The sequence below is a fragment of the Ruegeria sp. C2 genome (genome assembly GCF_056537765.1).
On the sequence record NZ_JBQFRZ010000004.1, the window covers coordinates 64,854 to 81,787 of the forward strand.

The 16,934-nt window shown below is 56.0% G+C and carries 12 protein-coding genes; 5 read left to right on the forward strand and 7 right to left on the reverse strand.

The window, feature by feature from the left end; genetic code table 11:
* Window positions 1–10: 10 nt before the first annotated feature.
* Genes ACR0IV_RS14365 through tssH form a run of 4 tightly spaced genes read right to left on the reverse strand, consistent with a single transcriptional unit; the run spans window position 11 to window position 6,101 of the window.
* Window positions 11–1,243 (reverse strand): PAAR-like domain-containing protein, encoded by a 1,233-nt coding sequence (locus ACR0IV_RS14365; RefSeq protein WP_480472140.1) that lies wholly within the window; start codon window positions 1,241–1,243, stop codon window positions 11–13.
* Window positions 1,240–2,283 (reverse strand): 3-oxoacyl-ACP synthase, encoded by a 1,044-nt coding sequence (locus ACR0IV_RS14370; protein ID WP_480659474.1) that lies wholly within the window; start codon window positions 2,281–2,283, stop codon window positions 1,240–1,242. The genes ACR0IV_RS14365 and ACR0IV_RS14370 overlap by 4 nt, the downstream gene beginning before the upstream one ends.
* On the reverse strand, window positions 2,280–3,380 hold the full coding sequence (locus ACR0IV_RS14375) for a DUF2169 family type VI secretion system accessory protein (protein ID WP_480659475.1): 1,101 nt from the start codon (window positions 3,378–3,380) through the stop codon (window positions 2,280–2,282). The genes ACR0IV_RS14370 and ACR0IV_RS14375 overlap by 4 nt, the downstream gene beginning before the upstream one ends.
* A 9-nt stretch (window positions 3,381–3,389) precedes the next feature.
* Window positions 3,390–6,101: a type VI secretion system ATPase TssH gene (tssH, locus tag ACR0IV_RS14380; protein WP_480659476.1), complete on the reverse strand. Its 2,712-nt coding sequence runs from the start codon at window positions 6,099–6,101 to the stop codon at window positions 3,390–3,392.
* Window positions 6,102–6,244: 143 nt separating this feature from the next.
* Here tssH and ACR0IV_RS14385 point away from each other — a divergent pair, with 143 nt between their 5' ends.
* Window positions 6,245–8,329 carry a serine/threonine protein kinase gene (locus tag ACR0IV_RS14385; RefSeq protein WP_480692758.1) on the forward strand — a complete coding sequence of 695 codons (2,085 nt, stop codon included), beginning with the start codon at window positions 6,245–6,247 and terminating at the stop codon, window positions 8,327–8,329.
* Window positions 8,330–8,335: 6 nt separating this feature from the next.
* Here the strand turns inward: ACR0IV_RS14385 and ACR0IV_RS14390 are convergent, their stop codons facing one another.
* From ACR0IV_RS14390 to ACR0IV_RS14400, 3 genes are all read right to left on the reverse strand, one after another.
* Window positions 8,336–10,717, reverse strand: a complete 2,382-nt coding sequence (locus ACR0IV_RS14390) for a caspase family protein (protein ID WP_480659478.1) — start codon at window positions 10,715–10,717, stop codon at window positions 8,336–8,338.
* Window positions 10,647–10,934, reverse strand: coding sequence for a hypothetical protein (locus ACR0IV_RS14395; protein WP_480659479.1), 288 nt, complete (start codon window positions 10,932–10,934; stop codon window positions 10,647–10,649). The genes ACR0IV_RS14390 and ACR0IV_RS14395 overlap by 71 nt, the downstream gene beginning before the upstream one ends.
* Before the next feature lie 250 nt (window positions 10,935–11,184).
* The gene (locus tag ACR0IV_RS14400; RefSeq protein WP_480659480.1) at window positions 11,185–11,535 is read right to left on the reverse strand and encodes a hypothetical protein; all 351 of its coding nucleotides are present in this window, start codon (window positions 11,533–11,535) and stop codon (window positions 11,185–11,187) included.
* A gap of 180 nt (window positions 11,536–11,715) precedes the next feature.
* Between ACR0IV_RS14400 and speA the strand changes: the two genes are divergently transcribed.
* From speA to speB, 4 genes are read left to right on the forward strand one after another with little or no spacing between them, the layout of a single operon-like run.
* Window positions 11,716–13,605: a biosynthetic arginine decarboxylase gene (speA, locus tag ACR0IV_RS14405; protein ID WP_480659481.1), complete on the forward strand. Its 1,890-nt coding sequence runs from the start codon at window positions 11,716–11,718 to the stop codon at window positions 13,603–13,605.
* A gap of 19 nt (window positions 13,606–13,624) precedes the next feature.
* Window positions 13,625–14,836 carry a saccharopine dehydrogenase family protein gene (locus ACR0IV_RS14410; protein WP_480659482.1) on the forward strand — a complete coding sequence of 404 codons (1,212 nt, stop codon included), beginning with the start codon at window positions 13,625–13,627 and terminating at the stop codon, window positions 14,834–14,836.
* A 58-nt stretch (window positions 14,837–14,894) separates the two neighbouring features.
* Window positions 14,895–16,064, forward strand: a complete 1,170-nt coding sequence (gene nspC, locus ACR0IV_RS14415) for a carboxynorspermidine decarboxylase (RefSeq protein WP_480659483.1) — start codon at window positions 14,895–14,897, stop codon at window positions 16,062–16,064.
* The gene (gene speB / locus ACR0IV_RS14420; RefSeq protein WP_480659484.1) at window positions 16,061–16,909 is read left to right on the forward strand and encodes an agmatinase; all 849 of its coding nucleotides are present in this window, start codon (window positions 16,061–16,063) and stop codon (window positions 16,907–16,909) included. The genes nspC and speB overlap by 4 nt, the downstream gene beginning before the upstream one ends.
* The last annotated feature ends 25 nt before the right edge of the window (window positions 16,910–16,934 follow it).

Here is a 16,934-nt window from a genome sequence, read left to right on the forward strand (position 1 = left end):
TGTGGCTTCCTCAACCGCCGGCCATTTTCATTGCCTTGTCGAGATAAGACTGGATATTGTCGATCATGCGCCTTGCTTCGACTGCCGGTCGGCCCGGATTTTTGTCTGCGCGCAACGGTGTATTCTCTGTGACCCCTGCTTCTTCGTGAAATGCGTCAAGCTGCGCTTTGATGCAGGCGGGGCTACAATCAGATTCCGGAAAAACCTTTTTCATTGATGAAATCGATTTATCACGCATCTGGCCATAAGTAAGCGAATGGCAATTCAATGGGTTCTTTGGATCACTTGGTGACAATGCATTGTCAAGGATCTCGCAATACATGTCGTTATGCATCAATCCATGGCTTCCCTTGTTATGTGTTGCCCCTTCGGCGCAAACACATGGTGCTGCCTTCTCATTGTAGCTGACTCCAGGCAGTGCGGTTCCGTCCACCGAAAAACTGGATTCGGGTACTAGGTGGTGGCCTGTTTGCTTGCCACAGCATTCTCCCTTGTCGGCGTCCTTTTTTGCCACAAGTTTGCATTTCATTGCTGCAAGACAAGGGTTCTTGCGCGCCGCACCAGAGTCACGCATACGTTCTTTGTTTACGCGGTTTTCGTCTGACGCCAGATCTTTTGACGCCTTTAGACCAACGAAGACCGCACCGCCGGCTTTATGTGAAATTGTATCGTCCGAACTCCGGGTAGTGTTGTCTACACCGGGGGAGAGGCTTAGTCCCGCTGCTTTGCAAGCTTCATCAAGATTCTTGTAGTCTTTGCAGCCTTCCTGCATCTTTTGGATATCTTTGGCGCAGGGATTTGTCGGGTCAACCACCCAAGGTTGCCCAATCTTCGGCCAGGGTGGCGCGTTGGGCGGTGAGCCATGATTGTTGGTCTCGATATCCGAGAACCGGCATATATTCTTGCCCTCGGCTTTCACATTCATCGAATAGGCCTGCGATTTGGCCTTGCCGGTGTTCTTTGAGCTGACGATGCCCTTTTTACTCGCACTTCCGGCTTCAGTGCCGGTGGTTTTTGTGAAATGTGAGTTGTTTTTCAAGTTGATCGTTTCGTCACCGATTTTGACGGTTCCGGTGCCTTTGTCCGTATTACTGTCCATCCCGAAGGAAGGATAGGGGATCGGAACGCCCGGCGGTGTTGGCGGGGCTTGCGGCGGCGTGAAACAAACATCGGGAAACGCGGCAATCACTTGGTTGGATTGCTTCTTGCAGGACACTTCCAGATTATTGGCGAAGACGGTCATGCGGCGCTGGCCTTGTCGGAAATGTCGGGCGCGAAGAACACCGCCGCACCGCAGGTTCCATCATCCCCCGAGGCTTCTATAAGCACCGGATTACCTGGCGCGTAGCGCTTGATCGAAGCTTCCAGCGCCCAGGCGATCATTATCGGAACTGCTGCGGCGCCCACGTTCCCGATGCATTCGGTCGGAGTCCAGAGTTCCTGTAACTCCCGGTGTTCACGCAAAAGCCGTTGCATCGACAACGCGGTTTGTTTGAAGAAATAAGCCTCACCGGTCAGATCAGAAATGCGATAATCAATCCGGTCGAATGTAATGCCCGAGTTCTCAAGCGCCTGACGATAAGCGCTGGTCATGCCATCGGCGCGGAGCGGCAGTTCTTCATCGTTGTACAAATAGGCCAACTCGCGGTTCAGGCCGAGACCTGTCATCGCAAGCTGTGTCGGCGCCCCGCCAGTACATAGCAGCGCGGCGGCTGCCTCGCCAGGAATGAAACCATTGGCATTGTTCCCGTCGAGAAGACGACCGGCTTGGATGAAACTGGCGACGGCGGGACCCGTCAAAAGGCTGTCTGCGCCGACAATCAGTACGTGATCATCCGGGTTCTGACGGAGTATGCGACTGGCGCGTTCCAGTGCGGCAAAGCCCGAGGGCCGGCCATATTCCACGGTTTCGAAACTGGTCTGTTGCGACAGGCCCGAAAATTCGATCAGCTTGCGGGCGAAACTGTCGGGGTCGCGCACGGGCGCGCCGCGTCTGGTTTCTTCGGCCAGACAGAGAATGACGGTCAGGTTTTCGATCTGTGCGCGGAAGCCGTCAAGCGCGTCGACCACAGCACCAGCTGCCAGATGTGCGACACGTTTTTCACCGACCCAATTTCGGGGCAGGGGGACCGGAGCCCCCAATTGCCATTCACCATCGGCAGCCAGAAAATCGGTTTCCTGAAACCCGTCCAGCCCGCCACGCATGGCCGCCGCAGATGCCGCGCGATTCAAGCCGACGGCCGTGACCATTCCTGCGGACAGGATGTTGACGCCGCCGGTCATAACGCAACCTGTTCAGGTATGCGCAAGGAAAGGGCTGGCCTGTAGACTTTGCCTTTCTGCTTGGCGCGCACCTGCGCGCGCGTAGGCGGTCCAATCCAGAACTCGGTAAATTCGGTGATCACCCGGCGAATAGCCACCTCGACACGCCAGGTGAGCGAGAAAACCCTTTTCTCGGCGTCAATCAGCAGCGTGTCAGGTAGGGCAGTTTGTTCCAGTGCTTTCTCCCAATCGCGCCAGATGGTCAGCGGCAATCTGGTATCGGGCAGGTAAAATGCTTCTTTCCCGCGCGGCGTCAAGTTGACAAGTACCACCTGAGTGCCGCCGGCAGGATAGCCGATCTGCTGATCGGTCGCGGTCTGCTGATAATAGCGTTCATCGAAATCTGCGGGCAAAAACGGAAAGACATTGTCCTTCCAGTTATCGTCGTAAGTTCCGGCAAATCGCTGCCGTTCGGGTGAAACGCGCGATATTGGCCCCAGCGCCATTGGTTTGTAATCTTCATAGGGCGAAGTAACAGGCACTCCGATTTCTTCGGTGTTTGGAAGGGGAAGCCCGCTCAGGCGTGACTGGTTTTTGAGGCTGGCAAATCCCTGTCCTATCGGGTTGGGCAGGTAGACGGGTGGAAGCTTGTCTTCCGGGTCCAGCATGCAGGCTCCGCCAAAAGCAGTATCATAGCTGAACGCCGCCCGGGAAAAGGGAATAGGGTCAGTCGTCGTGATCGCTGGGCCGATCACACGCCATTCCCGATGACCGATGACGTTGAACGTTTTGGCCATGGCACCAACTTTCAAACCGACTTGAACCTTTTGGGCGGGTTTACCGCCCGGCGCATATGCGGCCCCGTTCAGGACGACGTCACATTTGCCTTTGCGAAACGCAAAATCAGTTTCCCATGTGGTTGCCGAATACCCCGGTTCACCGCTGTACTCATCGGCCATCACCAACGGAGCCTGCTGTGGCATTGGCAGCGGTGGCTGATCCGGATGGTCGGGAAATCCGAAGGTGCCCTTGACCACCAGCGACAAATATTCGCGCCCGGCCACATCCATTCCCATCGTGATGCCATAGGCGAAATTAGTTTTATTGAAAACCTGCATCTGCTGGGCCTATGCAAATTTGTAGGCGAACCCGTCCGGGCCACCGGAAACAACTACCGAAGTCAGCTCAGCCCCTTCCAGCGAATAGTTCAGGATCTGGCGGCTGAGCTCGGGCAAAAGCGTATTCGTCAGGATCGCATCGATCATCCGGCCCCCGCTTTCGATTTCAGTGCAGCGATCTTTGATGAGCTGCATCGCACTTGGGCCAACAGTCAGCTCAGCGCCGTATCCTTCTTCCAGCCGTCTGGCGATACCGCGCAGCTTGTGCCCGGCGATGGCCTCGATCATTGAATCTGACAATGGATAATAGGGGATCGTCACCACTCGCCCCAGCAAAGCGGCGGGAAAGACATTCAACAGCGGAGCGCGCAGCGCCGCGGTCAACTCCTCCATATCGGCCGTTTTGCTGCCGTCTTCGGTCATCGCCATGATCTCGTCCGAGCCAACATTCGAGGTCAGCAGGATCAGCGTGTTCTTGAAATCGATCCGGCGCCCTTCGCTGTCATCCATCATGCCTTTGTCAAAGACCTGAAAGAAAATCTCGTGCACGTCCGAATGAGCTTTCTCGACCTCATCCAGTAGAATGACCGAGTATGGGCGGCGGCGCACGGCTTCGGTCAGAATGCCGCCTTTGCCATAGCCAACATAGCCCGGAGGTGCCCCTTTCAGGGTCGAGACCGTGTGTGCCTCCTGAAATTCGCTCATGTTGATAGAGATCAGGTTCCCTTCGCCGCCATACATCAGATCAGCCAGTGCCAGCGCAGTCTCGGTCTTGCCAACACCGGATGGTCCGCACAGCATGAAAACGCCGACCGGTTTTTCCGGTGCGCCGAGACCCGCAGTGGCAGTCTGAATACGGTTAGCGATCATCTCCATCGCATGGTCTTGTCCAACAACCCGTTCCGCCATGGTCGTTGCCAGCGCCAGCGCTCGTTCGCTCTGGCTGGACAGCATCCGCCCCATGGGAATGCCGGTCCAGTCCTGAACAACGGCGGCGACGGCTTGCTTATCAACTGATGGCAGGATCAGCGGAGTCTCACCCTGCGCCTCGGTTAGCTGGGTCATTTTCTGGCGCAGTTCAGATAGCGCGGCATCGCGATCAAAGGGTTCGGTTTCAGGTTTGGTTGGATCACTATCTTGTTCATCCGCACCAGCCTCAATTTCGGCGCCGGTTTCATCCAGAACTGCGCCCGAGGCGCGCAACTGGCCGCGCAGTTCAAGGATGTCTTTGACCAGTGCCTGTTCCGCCTCCCACCGGGCATTGGCGGCCTCCAGTTGGCCTTGGGCCGCTGCGATTGCGGCATCGACATCGGTCTTGCGCTCGTCGATGTCGATGCCGATCTCGCCTTCTCGGTCGATTATTCCAGCTTCGATCTCCAGCGCGGCCAGACGTCGTTCGACATCGTCAACTTCGGCAGGTGTGGCATGTTGCGACACTGCGACCCGGGCGCAGGCGGTATCCAGCAATGAGATCGCCTTGTCCGGCAACTGACGGCTTGGAATATAACGGTGCGAGAGTTTGACCGAAGCTTCTATCGCTTCGTCCAGAACCTCGACCTGATGGTGCTTCTCCAGCACTCCGGTGACGCCACGGCACATCAATATGGCCTTGTCTTCGGACGGTTCATCGATTTTGACGACCTGAAAGCGCCGGGTCAGGGCGGGGTCGGGTTCGATATGCTGTTTGTATTCAGCCCATGTTGTCGCCGCGACGGTCCGCAGTTCTCCCCTTGCCAGTGCAGGTTTCAGCAAATTGGCAGCATCGCCTGTTCCAGCCGCACCCCCTGCGCCGATCAACGTATGAGCTTCGTCTATGAAAAGGATGATGGGTGTGTCTGAGCTTTGAACTTCGTCGATCACGGCTTTCAGGCGCTTTTCGAATTCGCCTTTGACCGATGCCCCGGCCTGCATCAACCCGATGTCCAGCATATGCAGGTCCACGTTGCGCAACTGAGGCGGAACATCGCCCCGTGCCAGACGTTGGGCAAATCCTTCGACCACGGCGGTTTTACCCACACCTGCTTCACCCGTCAGGATCGGGTTGTTCTGCTTGCGACGCATCAGAATATCGATGATCTGACGGATCTCGGCGTCACGCCCGACAACCGGATCCATCGCCCCGTCCTGGGCGCGCTGTGTCAGGTTGGTGGCATATTTTTCAAGCGACGACTCGCCACCGCGCGCCGGTTTACGGGGGGCTTCTGCGGCACCGTCGGGTTCAATGCGTTCCAGCGAAGCCGCCAGAAGGTCGTCAAGTTGCGCTGCCATCGCCGCCGGGTCGAGCTTGTCGAACTCAAGACTGATCTTGAACAACAACCCCTCCAGCACGGGAACCTGCAGGGCGCCCAGCAAAATATAGGCTGAACGAACGGTGTCATCGCCAAAGTCAAGCGATCCAAAGTTCCATGCTTCTTGAATGGCCCGGAAAATATGATCCGAGAATTCTTCGACTGATCCGGCACCATGGGGCAGGGCATCGGTTGCACGCAGCATGTCACCGGTCAGTTTGTGGCGATCAACACCCGCAGCATCCAGCAGGATGTCCATATCTGAACGCTCGGAATCTGCCAGTTCGGTTATGAAATGCACAAGCTCGACATAAGGATTACCGCGTCTTTTCGCGGCTTGTGCGGCACCTGAAAAAGCTGCGAAACAAATCGGATTAAGTTTGCCCACAAGCTCTTTGCGTTTCACTGTTTCCTGCGACCCCCGTGGTGCCATACACTGTCCCTCAATTGCGAAAAAATTTAAATTCTCTGAAAAAGCAAACCGGTATAGTACATAAAGTATAAGCTAATTCCGGAATTGAATCGATAGTTTTGACAATGGGCTAATTCCAGCGGGGCGCGTTGATGATTGATCCGATGCCAGGTGATATTTTTCAGACCGGCCAGGTTCTGAACAACACTTATGAAATTCTGGGTGTGCTCGGCCGGGGTGGTACGGGCGAGGTTTACCTGGCCCGCAACCGGGTCGTGGACCGGAAGGTGGCGATCAAGGCGCTTAATTCACAGTTTTCCGGCAACGCTGACTATGTCGAGCTAATGAAGCGCGAAGAAGAGATACGTACCATCGTGCACGATGCAGTGGTGCGCTATTCCGAGTGCTCGATGTCAGATCAGAACCACGTGTTTCTGGTGATGGAGTTTGTTGACGGAACCTCGCTGAACGACCTGATGGTGAAGCGCCGGATCGAAGATCGGGAGCTTTTGATTGTCGCGCACCGCGTGCTTGAAGGGTTGGTTCAGGTGCACCGCAACGGGATCGTGCATCGCGATCTGAGCCCGGACAATATCATCCTGCGCGATGGTGACCCCGAGCGGGCGACGATTATCGACTTCGGTATCGCAAAGGATACAACGACAGGTGCCCGTACAATCGTTGGGAACGATTTTGCCGGAAAATATGAATATGCCGCGCCCGAACAATTGGAAGGCCGGGCTGAGCGTCGGACGGATCTGTATGCGTTGGGGGCATCGCTTCTGGCCGCAGCGCGAGGGGAAATCCCGTTTCTTGGTGCGACGCCGGGCGAGGTCATCCGGCGCAAACAACAACCATTGGACACATCCGGGCTTGGTGAAAACCTGCGGCACCTGATTGACTGGTTGTCTGCTCCCGCGCCTGACGATCGTCCCAGCGATGCGGCAGAAGCGTTGGAATGGGTTGGTGGGAAACTGAAACCGGTCAGTGCTTCTTCTGAACGTGGCACAAAGGGTCGCGGAAAACCCGGTAGAAACATGTTTATTGGTTTGCCTGTTGCTTTGGTTGCCGTGCTCGGAGGGCTGTGGGCAGGTGGAGTTTTTGACGACTTGTTCAAACCACCACTGCCAGTCGCCAGCCCCTATGAGCTGACCGTAACCACTCTGGTTGACGGCAGTATGGTTTTGGCCAGTCATGCGCCGGATCAGCCGGGGGCCGATGTCATCCGAACCGGATTCGAGCGCGCAACCGGACAGTCAGCATCGCAAGAGGCCGTCACTCTGGCTGATGGAGTGCCCAGCCCTGAGTGGCCCACGTTGATGAACCAATTGATGGGCCTTGCCGCCAATCTGGAAAGCTGGGAGCTGTCGGTGACGGACGCGCACGCCAATCTGAGTGGTATCGCGTCCAGTGGTTCGGCGCGGGGTGCTCTTGAGGCTCAACTGGCTCAGTTCGTCAGCGCCTCGGGCATTGAGGTCGAACGGGATATTGTCGCAGGTCCCCGCGTTCTGTCACGCGCTGCATTGCAATCGTCACTGTCGCGACTGGGAAATTGCGGGCCGCTTAGCGCCTCAGCCACTGCTGACGGCACATATGCGTTGTTTGACACGATCACCATCACCGGTGATCTGGCCAACGGATCTGATCAGGATACGATCCAGCGTGCGCTGGGCCCAGTAGTGGGTGACAGAAACCTGCGTTTTGACACCACGATCCTGAATGATCAGCTTTGTGCTATTCGCGCAGTGCTTCCGGATGTGCCTTCCGCGAACCTGTCAATTTGGCTGGGAGATGGGGCCACTGGCGCGCCCTCGCTCAGCGGTGTATTTCGGACAGGCGAAAACCCGATGGTCGAAGTGCATGTGCCTGAAACGATTTCGGACGGGTCGCTGTGGGTCATGGTGGTCGACAATACTGGAACCGTGTTCCATGTGTTGCCGAATGTGAACCGGACCGCACATAACCTGGCTTCTCTGGGAGAGATCCAGAACGGGGTACGACAGGTGCGGGTTCTTCATTCGATTGAAGAGTTCAAGCAAGACAATACGCGCCTGGCGATCCGGATCAATGAAGGCGACTATGGAAAAACCGAAGTGATCGCAATTCTGAGCCGCTCGGACTTGTTCGATCTCCGCCGCCCCCGCGATGAAAGCGTGACATCGGTGGCTGAGGCTTTGGCCGGAGCCTTAGAAGGCCGAGAGGGGGAAATCATCGGCGTTGCCAGCCGGATCATTGATGCCCGACCCTGAGGCTGGTTAGAACAGATCGAACCGCACTGGGTTGATGGCCCAATACACCCGCGCTGCCAAAAGCAGACGTTCTTTGGGATCATTCAATGTTGCTGCGGACAGTGGAACACCCTGTGCTACTGCGACGTTTTCCAGGGCCTTTTTGGTGGCCGGTCCGACCTGGCCATCGACCGCCACGTTTTGCCCCAGTTCATTCAAGGCCAACTGCAAACCCCGATCCAGCGCAGTACGTGATAGAGTCCCCAATTGATCGCTGGCCTGTCCTGCGGCGTCGGTATCTGCCAGAAGTGAAGCCTTGGCCGCACGCAAGGCCGCGTCCGCTGGCCCCTTACCCGGGACCTGCCCGTCTAGAATGATATAAGCGCCGTTTGCCCCGCCCCATGCATCGCCACGTGCCAGCGACATGTCATACCAGCCCAGCGCTTCTGTTTTAGTCCGACCGGGAAGCTGACCTCGTAAGATCATGCGGGCCACGCTGGCAGGTGCTGTTGGGTGACCTCCCTCGGTGGCGGCCAGAAAATACTCCAGCGCCTTGTCGTGATCCACCGGATTGCCGCCCAGCCCGTTCAGGGCCACGTAAGCGAGGTTGTCGTACCCGTAAATGTCCTTACGCAATTCGGACGCCCGTAAATAACGCATACCGCGTTCAGGGATATAATGGTCGGAGTTTTCACGCAGGAAATACAGCCCCAGTTCGTTCATCGAATAGGTATGACCCAGCTCGACTGAACGTTCGAGCAATTCAAAGCCGCGTTGTTTGGCCGCTTGCGTTGTACCTTCGCGCAGCAACTTCTTGCCCAGCGTATGCATCGCATAAGGATCTTGTTCGGCAGTACCCTGTTCCAACAATTCCAGCGCCATCTGCGGATCACGGGGGATGCGGGTAACCGCACGGTCTATCCGTTCAGAGTCCAGCAAAACTGCAAGGGCATATTTCGCACGGATATGACCGGCCTGTGCAGCGGCCAAGATGTTGGCATAAGCCTCGCTTAGTTGACCGGCGGCTTGCTGAACGCGACCAAGTTGATAACGAAACCGCGCATTGTCGGGGTCGGTCGCAACAGCTGTCTGACAGGCCTTCAGCCCATCGGAAATTCTGATTTCATTGGGCAGACGAAACACGCCCACGCCGTTCAGATCCAATGCATCGCCCGCCTCAAGATCACAGGCGTTCATGTTCAGTTTCAGCGATACATCAACCCGCTGGCGCTGCTGGCCCGAGGTCACTATCTCGACCGAGAATGTATCCGAGAGGTCGGGTGTGACGAAATCCACCGCGCGGATGTCGGAAATTTCCGGAGCGTAGGAGATTGCGCCATTATCCTGTCCTGAGCCAATGGCAATAACACCCTGTTCGGGTCGCTCGACCAACTGAACTTCGTCAATATCGGTGCCCAGTGCCTGCTCCAGAAGCTGGGACAGCGGCACGTTCTTGTTGAATTGCTGGGTCAGATCCAACGACCGAGATATTGCTGCCTGAGGTGTTTCCGACACCGCCTCGGATTGCGATTGCGTCAGGTAGAAAGGTTTAACCAGCGTTGAGCTTTCCCATGGAATCTGTTGCCCGTTGGTCGAACTGTGCACACGTTCTCGAATGACCGGAAACAGAGCCTGAATGTTTTCAAACGGCGCGGCACGTGCGGTCTCCAGAACGGCCGCTGTATAGGGGCTGTTCTGGCCCGAAGCCCCATCGCTGGCCACCGCCCCGGGTGAGGTCGAATAGGCCACGAGTGAATTCAGCGGCGTTCGGAACACATCAAAGCCGGTGCGTGTTTCGAACAGGTTGGCGTCCAGATCGGCCGCCAGTCGGATGTCGCTGAAAGGATTGTCCCGGCAGGAATCAAGAATGGCCACATGTGCGGAACTACGGGCGGATAGCGTATCGATAACCCGGTCCAGGGTCATCGTCGCAAGAGGAACGTCATAGATGCTTTCGAACCTGGCATCCACAGGCAGCAGGTAATTCCTGCGCCCGATCTGGATTCCGTGCCCGGCATAATAAAACAGAACATTGGCGGAATCCGGGATGTTGAGGACGGCGGTACGGAGCAGTTCTTCGAATTCACGCTTTTCAAGGTCATACCCGTCATAGACCTTAAAGTTGAACTCGCGCAGCAATGCCGCGATGTCCTGAGCATCCTTGCGTGCATTGCTGAGGTCACCGACATGGGTGTAGTCCTGATTGCCGATCACAATCGCAATGCGCGGTGCGCCCGGCGTTTGTGCCAGCGTCGCGTTGCCGAGCAGGCATAGAGGAAGCATTACACCCAGTATTCGGCCTGCAACTTCGCGCCAGAACATGCGTGGCTCCTCCGTATCAGCCCCAGCTTCCTCCGCCGCCGCCTCCAGCGCCACCACCACCACCTCCGCCGCCTCCGTCGCCGCCATCGCGATCCTCACCAATGGACGAAGAACTGGGTGAAGGTGTCTGTACAGGGGCGGATGCAGGTGATTGAGCTGCGGGTGTTGCAACCGCCGGAGCAGCAGCTGCAGCGGGTTGTGGCTCAACAGTCGGTTCTGTCTGGCTGCTATCGATCGGAAGGCCATCGCAGCCTGCCAAAATTAACGTGCCGCACATCATGAACGATAGTGATACTCGGACCATCACGGGTTTCCCCCCTTAAATTCAACCATAATAATACAATAATTACTTTACGTGGAGTAAGCTCAATCTGTCCATGCTTGTTTAACAAAGACCATTTTGCAGTGCTGTGAAGTTAGTCACTCTTGTCCATAACTGGCCTTTAGGTTGATTGCTCGTCCTCCCCTTATCTCGAAAAGACATGAAGCGGTTCTGTTGCAAATTTTTGGCTGTCGACACCCGCAAACACTTTAGGTGAAAGGCGCTAGGTGTTTTAAGTCGAAAGCCTGTTCGTGATTTCTTTCACGGTCGCATAGGTATTCGAAGGACGTGATCTTGTTCGCAGTCTTCTTCCATATTCGATCTCATGCTTTTTCAATGCCGAAACAAAGCAGCCGTTACGAGGTTCCTTGCGCATATGATTGAGATCAATGGCTTGCGACAGAAGATCGTCATCAGCAGTGGTGGAGCCAACACAGCGAGCCTTAAAGCCATCAAAAGTACTTTGAAAGGGTTCGATTGTCCGCTTCCGATTTAAATGGTCAGACGGAAATATTTGAACAAATTCGTTGAACAGATCACCGTTGGCACCAAGGTCATCGGAAGAAGTTTTTCGTTGACTCACTAACTCCGCAATTATATCCGCCGCTCAGCTTTCTGAAGAGAGCTTGACTTGGAGTATACGCAGATGAAATGGCTTCATCTTCATAACGCCGGACAGATAGAACCTGCGTAGTGCTACTCGGCAATTCCGCTGAGCTGCTGTACTCTTATCTTCAATACATCTCAGAAAAGGTTTGTTCGAATGCCTGATGAACAGCCCGTTTCCGACTCCATTTACGGTATCGACCGTTGGGGCAAAGGTCTGCTCACCGTCCTTGCGAACGGTGACGTCGCCCTGTGTGATCCTGCCTATCCCGAGGCTGCGGCAGTAAGCCTGCCGGCGATCCTGCATGACTTGCAACAGCGCGGCATCGCCAGCCCGATGGTCCTGCGCGTCAAAAGTTTCCTTGAAGCGGAAATCCGGCATTTGAACGAGAGCTTCGCGCAAGCCATTTCAAGGACTGGATACCGTGCACCTTATCGCGGGGTTTTCCCGATCAAGGTAAACCAACAAGCACAGGTCGTGGATCGGATCATCGAATTTGGCCGCCAGTATGACTATGGCCTTGAGGCGGGATCCAAACCCGAACTTGTTATTGCCCTGGCTCATCGCTTGTCGAAAGAGGCGCTTATTGTTTGCAACGGGGTCAAGGATGCAGAATTCGTACGCTTGGCGATCCTGTCACGCCGTTTGGGATTTAATACAGTAATCGTCCTGGAGAGCCCAAAGGAAGCAGAGATCGTCATCGAAGTCGCGAAAGAGCTGGGGATCGATCCGTTGCTGGGGGTTCGCGTGAAGCTGACCAACCAGATCAGCGGCAAATGGCAAAGCAGTTCGGGGGATCGATCAGCTTTTGGCATGAACACCGACCAGTTGTTGCGCGTTGTGGATCGCCTGCGAGACGAAGGTTTGTTGCATTGTCTGAAGCTGCAGCATTCCCATCTGGGCAGTCAGGTCCCGGACGTGAACGATGTGCGCCGCGCCGCGACCGAAGCTTGCCGCTATTTCACCGAACTGACCCGCGAAGGTGCGCCCTTGACCCATCTGGATCTGGGCGGGGGTCTTGGCGTGGATTACACCGGTGAAAAACGAGCGACCGAAAACTCGATCAACTACTCGATGTCAGAGTACTGCGCCAATGTGGTGGAAACCGTGGCCTATGCCATGGATGAGGCCGAGATCGATCACCCAATTCTGGTGACGGAAAGCGGCCGGGCGGTCACGGCGACGTCGTCCATGCTCGTCTTCGACGTGCTGGAGAGTACGCTTTATGACGCGCCGGACGCACCGGCGGTTGAACCGGATGATAACCACCTGGTGTCGGATCTGGCCGCAATTTCGGGATATCTTGTGCCTGAACGGGTGCAGGAATGCTGGAACGATGCTCGGTTCTATCGGGACGAACTGCGTGCCTTGTTCCGCCGCGGCTACGTGGATCTGCGCCAGATGGCGCGGGCCGAACGCATCTATCTGAACCTCATGGCACGGATCAAAACGATCACCCCCGAGGCCGAGCAAAGCGGTGATCTGGAAAAGGAACTGCAGAAGATTGCGGATGTGTATCACTGCAACTTTTCGGTTTTCCAGTCGCTCCCCGATGTTTGGGCGATTGATCAGCTACACCCGATCGTGCCCCTCCAGATGCTGAACCAAGAGCCTGACCGGCGCGTGGTCTTGTCGGATATCACGTGCGACAGCGACGGAAAGCTGGATCAGTTCATACTGGCAGGCTCAACCTCGCCGTCCTTGCCTGTGCATTCTCTACCTGAAGCCAAGCCCTATTATCTTGGGGTCTTCTTCGTGGGCGCCTATCAGGAAACGCTGGGGGATCTGCACAATCTCTTTGGAGACACGAATGTGGTAACAATCGACTTGCGGGCCGACGGCGGGTTCGATCTGCTCCACGAACAGGAGGGCGATACCATTGCCGAAGTGCTTTCGTATGTTGAGTATGATCCGGCCGATTGTATCGCCGCCTTCCGCAAGATGGTGGACGAAGCGATCTCGGCAGGGAAGATCAGGGCTGATGAACGCAAGACGCTGATCGGGTCCTATCGCGACTCGATGAATGGATACACCTATTTTGAATAACCACGATCAGGAGAAACCCATGGGAAAGACACTTGTCGTAGGCGCCGGCGGCGTCAGCCATGCCGCAGTGCACAAGATGGCAATGAATGCCGATATCTTCACGGATATCACTCTGGCCAGCCGGACCAAGTCGAAATGCGATGCCATCGCGGCCAGCGTCAAGGAACGCGTGGGTGTGGATATCAAGACGGCACAATTGGATGCGATGGATGTCGCGTCCACCGTGGCGCTTATCCGTGAAACCGGGGCCGAGATTCTGGTGAACCTCGCGCTGCCCTATCAGGATCTGAAACTGATGGACGCGTGCCTGGAAGCCGGGTGCCATTATTTGGATACCGCAAACTATGAGCCTGAGGATGAAGCCAAGTTCGAATATCATTGGCAGTGGGCGTATCAGGACAAGTTCAAAGAAGCCGGGCTTATGGCGATCCTGGGTTCAGGATTTGATCCGGGCGTAACGTCTGTTTTTGCGACCTGGTTGAAAAAGCACAAGCTGGACACCATTCGTCAGATTGATGTGCTCGATGCGAATGGCGGGTCGAATGATCAAGCCTTCGCCACCAACTTCAACCCCGAGATCAATCTGCGCGAAGTGCTGCAGGAAGCACGCCACTGGGAAAACGGCGACTGGCGGACCACACCTGCCATGTCCCACAAGGTTGAGTTCGACTTTCCGGGCATTGGTCCGAAGAATATGTACCTGATGTATCACGAGGAACTGGAGTCGCTTTCGACTCACTTCCCCGAAATCGAGCGTGCCCGTTTCTGGATGACCTTCGGCGACGCTTACATCATGCACGCCAAGGTTCTGGAAAACGTCGGTATGACCCGCATTGACCCAGTGATGCATGACGGTAAGGAAATCATCCCGATCCAGTTCCTGAAAACACTGCTTCCCGATCCCGGTGATCTGGGCGAGCAAACCAAGGGCAAAGCCTGCATCGGCGACATTGCCACCGGACAGGCAAAGGATGGTTCGGGCGAGAAGACCTATTACATCTACAACATCTGCGACCATGAGGAATGTTATGCGGAAGTGGGCTCGCAGGCAGTGTCTTACACCACCGGCGTTCCGGCGATGATCGGCGCGGCGCAGGTTCTCAAAGGCAACTGGGTCGAACCCGGCGTCTGGAATATGGAGCAGCTGGATCCCGACAATTTCATGGATATGCTGAATGACCATGGTTTGCCCTGGCAAGTGCATGAACTGGACGGCCCGGTTACGTTCTGATCCATAACAAGACCGCGCGGGAGGGACACCCTTCCTGCGCCCTGACCAGGTGGGACCCATGTCCGAGATGATGACGACACAGGCCGGCGATGCTGGTGCCTTTCGCGATTTTGACCTGAGCCGCGTTCCTTCGCCCTGTTTTGTCGTTGACGAAAAGGCTGTCGAGCGGAACCTGTCGATCCTAAAAGATGTCTCAGACCGATCCGGCGCGCATGTTCTGAGCGCACTCAAGGCCTTTTCCATGTATTCTCTGGCGCCTCTGGTGCAGAGATATCTCGGCGGCACCTGTGCCAGTGGTATCTTCGAGGCGCGATTGGGGCGCGAAGAATACGGGGGTGAGGTTGCAACGTTCTGCGCGGGCTACAAAGCACAGGACATGGCCGAGATATTGGCACTCTCTGATCATATCATCTTCAATAGCCCCGCGCAGAAAGACCGTTTCCTCGATCAGGCCCGGAACGCCAGTGTGCAGGTTGGGCTGCGGATCAACCCCGAGCACTCGGAGGGTGAAATTCCGAAATACGATCCTTGCGCGCCATGTTCCCGGCTCGGCACGCCTGTCAGTTCTCTGACGGACGAAAACATGGCAGGCGTGGATGGCGTTCACATGCACACACTATGTGAGCAGGGTTTTGAACCGTTGGCCCGGACATGGGCCGCAGTTGAACCTCAGCTGGCCCCCTATCTGCCTAACCTGAAATGGGTGAACTTCGGAGGAGGGCATCACATAACCCGTGCGGATTATGATCGTGACGCATTGGTTGCATTCCTTCAGGAGGTTCGAACCAAACATCAGGTTGACGTTTATCTAGAACCGGGTGAGGCCGTGGCGCTGGATGCGGGTATTTTGGTGGGTGAAATCCTCGATTTACCTGTCAACGGCATGAATCTCGCGATCACAGACATCTCGGCAACATGTCATATGCCAGATGTGATCGAAGCCCCGTATCGTCCCGCGCTGATGAATGAATCCGAGGCGGGAACAACCTATCGGCTGGGCGGTCCGTCCTGCCTCGCGGGGGATGTGATCGGAGATTACACATGGCCCGCTTCGCTGACCATCGGGCAGCGCTTTGCGTTTCTCGATCAGGCTCATTATTCGATGGTCAAAACCAACACCTTCAATGGTGTCCCGTTGCCTGCCATCGCTCTGTGGAATAGCGAGACCGACGCGCTGAAAATCGTGAAACAGTTTGGCTATGAAGATTTTAAGGAGAGGCTCTCATGAGTGTTTTTCTGGACAGTGAGCTTACCCAGGCGGAACGGGATGCAGCCGGACGTTTTCATGTCATTCCCGTACCGTTGGAGCGCACCGTCTCATACGGCTCTGGCACGGCATCCGGACCAGACGCAATCATCGAGGCATCCAACGAGCTTGAACGCCTGTGCAAAGGCAAGGAACCCTGCGGCGCAGGCATCTATACACACCAACCGATAGATTGCGAAGGGCCACTGCCTGAGGTGATGGAGCGCATCGCCGCCGCGACCGAAGCCGTCGCGAAAGCCGGCAAAATCCCCGTGACTTTGGGCGGCGAACACTCCCTGAGTTACGGCGCAGTATCCGGAGTAGCGCGTGCATTGGGCCAGCCCATCGGCATTGTGCAGATTGACGCCCATGCTGATCTGCGGATTGCCTATCAGGGTGAAAAACACTCCCACGCGTCGGTGATGCACCTGCTGGTCGAAGATGGCATTCGTCTGGCTCAGTTCGGTGTGCGCGCGCTTTGCCCACAGGAAGCAGAAAGTCGTTTGGCCAACAAGGTCTTTCACGTGGACGCCGAGGAACTGGTGACGGGAAACATCTTATCGGTGGAATTACCGGAAGACTTCCCCGAACTGATCTATGTGAGCTTTGATGTGGATGGTTTAGACCCCAGTCAGATGCCTGCAACGGGAACACCGGTTCCAGGCGGATTATCGTTCTATCAGGCATTGCACCTTGTAGAAAATGCGCTGAAAGGCCGACGCTGTGTCGGTTTCGACGTTGTCGAACTTGCGCCCAACGGCGAAGCAGCGTGGGATTTTACCGCGGCCCAGATCACCTATCGCCTGATGGCGGCGTGCGACGGTTGAGAACGGTCGCACGTAAGATCTGTCG

What these genes read in the sequence shown, in the direction of transcription:
- ACR0IV_RS14395 (WP_480659479.1), bottom strand. Translation starts at nt 10,934, where the DNA reads ATGGTCCGAGTATCACTATCGTTCATGATGTGCGGCACGTTAATTTTG.
- ACR0IV_RS14390 (WP_480659478.1), bottom strand. Translation starts at nt 10,717, where the DNA reads ATGGCGGCGACGGAGGCGGCGGAGGTGGTGGTGGTGGCGCTGGAGGCG.
- tssH (WP_480659476.1), bottom strand. Translation starts at nt 6,101, where the DNA reads ATGGCACCACGGGGGTCGCAGGAAACAGTGAAACGCAAAGAGCTTGTG.
- ACR0IV_RS14375 (WP_480659475.1), bottom strand. Translation starts at nt 3,380, where the DNA reads ATGCAGGTTTTCAATAAAACTAATTTCGCCTATGGCATCACGATGGGA.
- speB (WP_480659484.1), top strand. Translation starts at nt 16,061, where the DNA reads ATGAGTGTTTTTCTGGACAGTGAGCTTACCCAGGCGGAACGGGATGCA.
- ACR0IV_RS14410 (WP_480659482.1), top strand. Translation starts at nt 13,625, where the DNA reads ATGGGAAAGACACTTGTCGTAGGCGCCGGCGGCGTCAGCCATGCCGCA.
- speA (WP_480659481.1), top strand. Translation starts at nt 11,716, where the DNA reads ATGCCTGATGAACAGCCCGTTTCCGACTCCATTTACGGTATCGACCGT.
- ACR0IV_RS14365 (WP_480472140.1), bottom strand. Translation starts at nt 1,243, where the DNA reads ATGACCGTCTTCGCCAATAATCTGGAAGTGTCCTGCAAGAAGCAATCC.
- ACR0IV_RS14370 (WP_480659474.1), bottom strand. Translation starts at nt 2,283, where the DNA reads ATGACCGGCGGCGTCAACATCCTGTCCGCAGGAATGGTCACGGCCGTC.
- ACR0IV_RS14385 (WP_480692758.1), top strand. Translation starts at nt 6,245, where the DNA reads ATGCCAGGTGATATTTTTCAGACCGGCCAGGTTCTGAACAACACTTAT.
- nspC (WP_480659483.1), top strand. Translation starts at nt 14,895, where the DNA reads ATGTCCGAGATGATGACGACACAGGCCGGCGATGCTGGTGCCTTTCGC.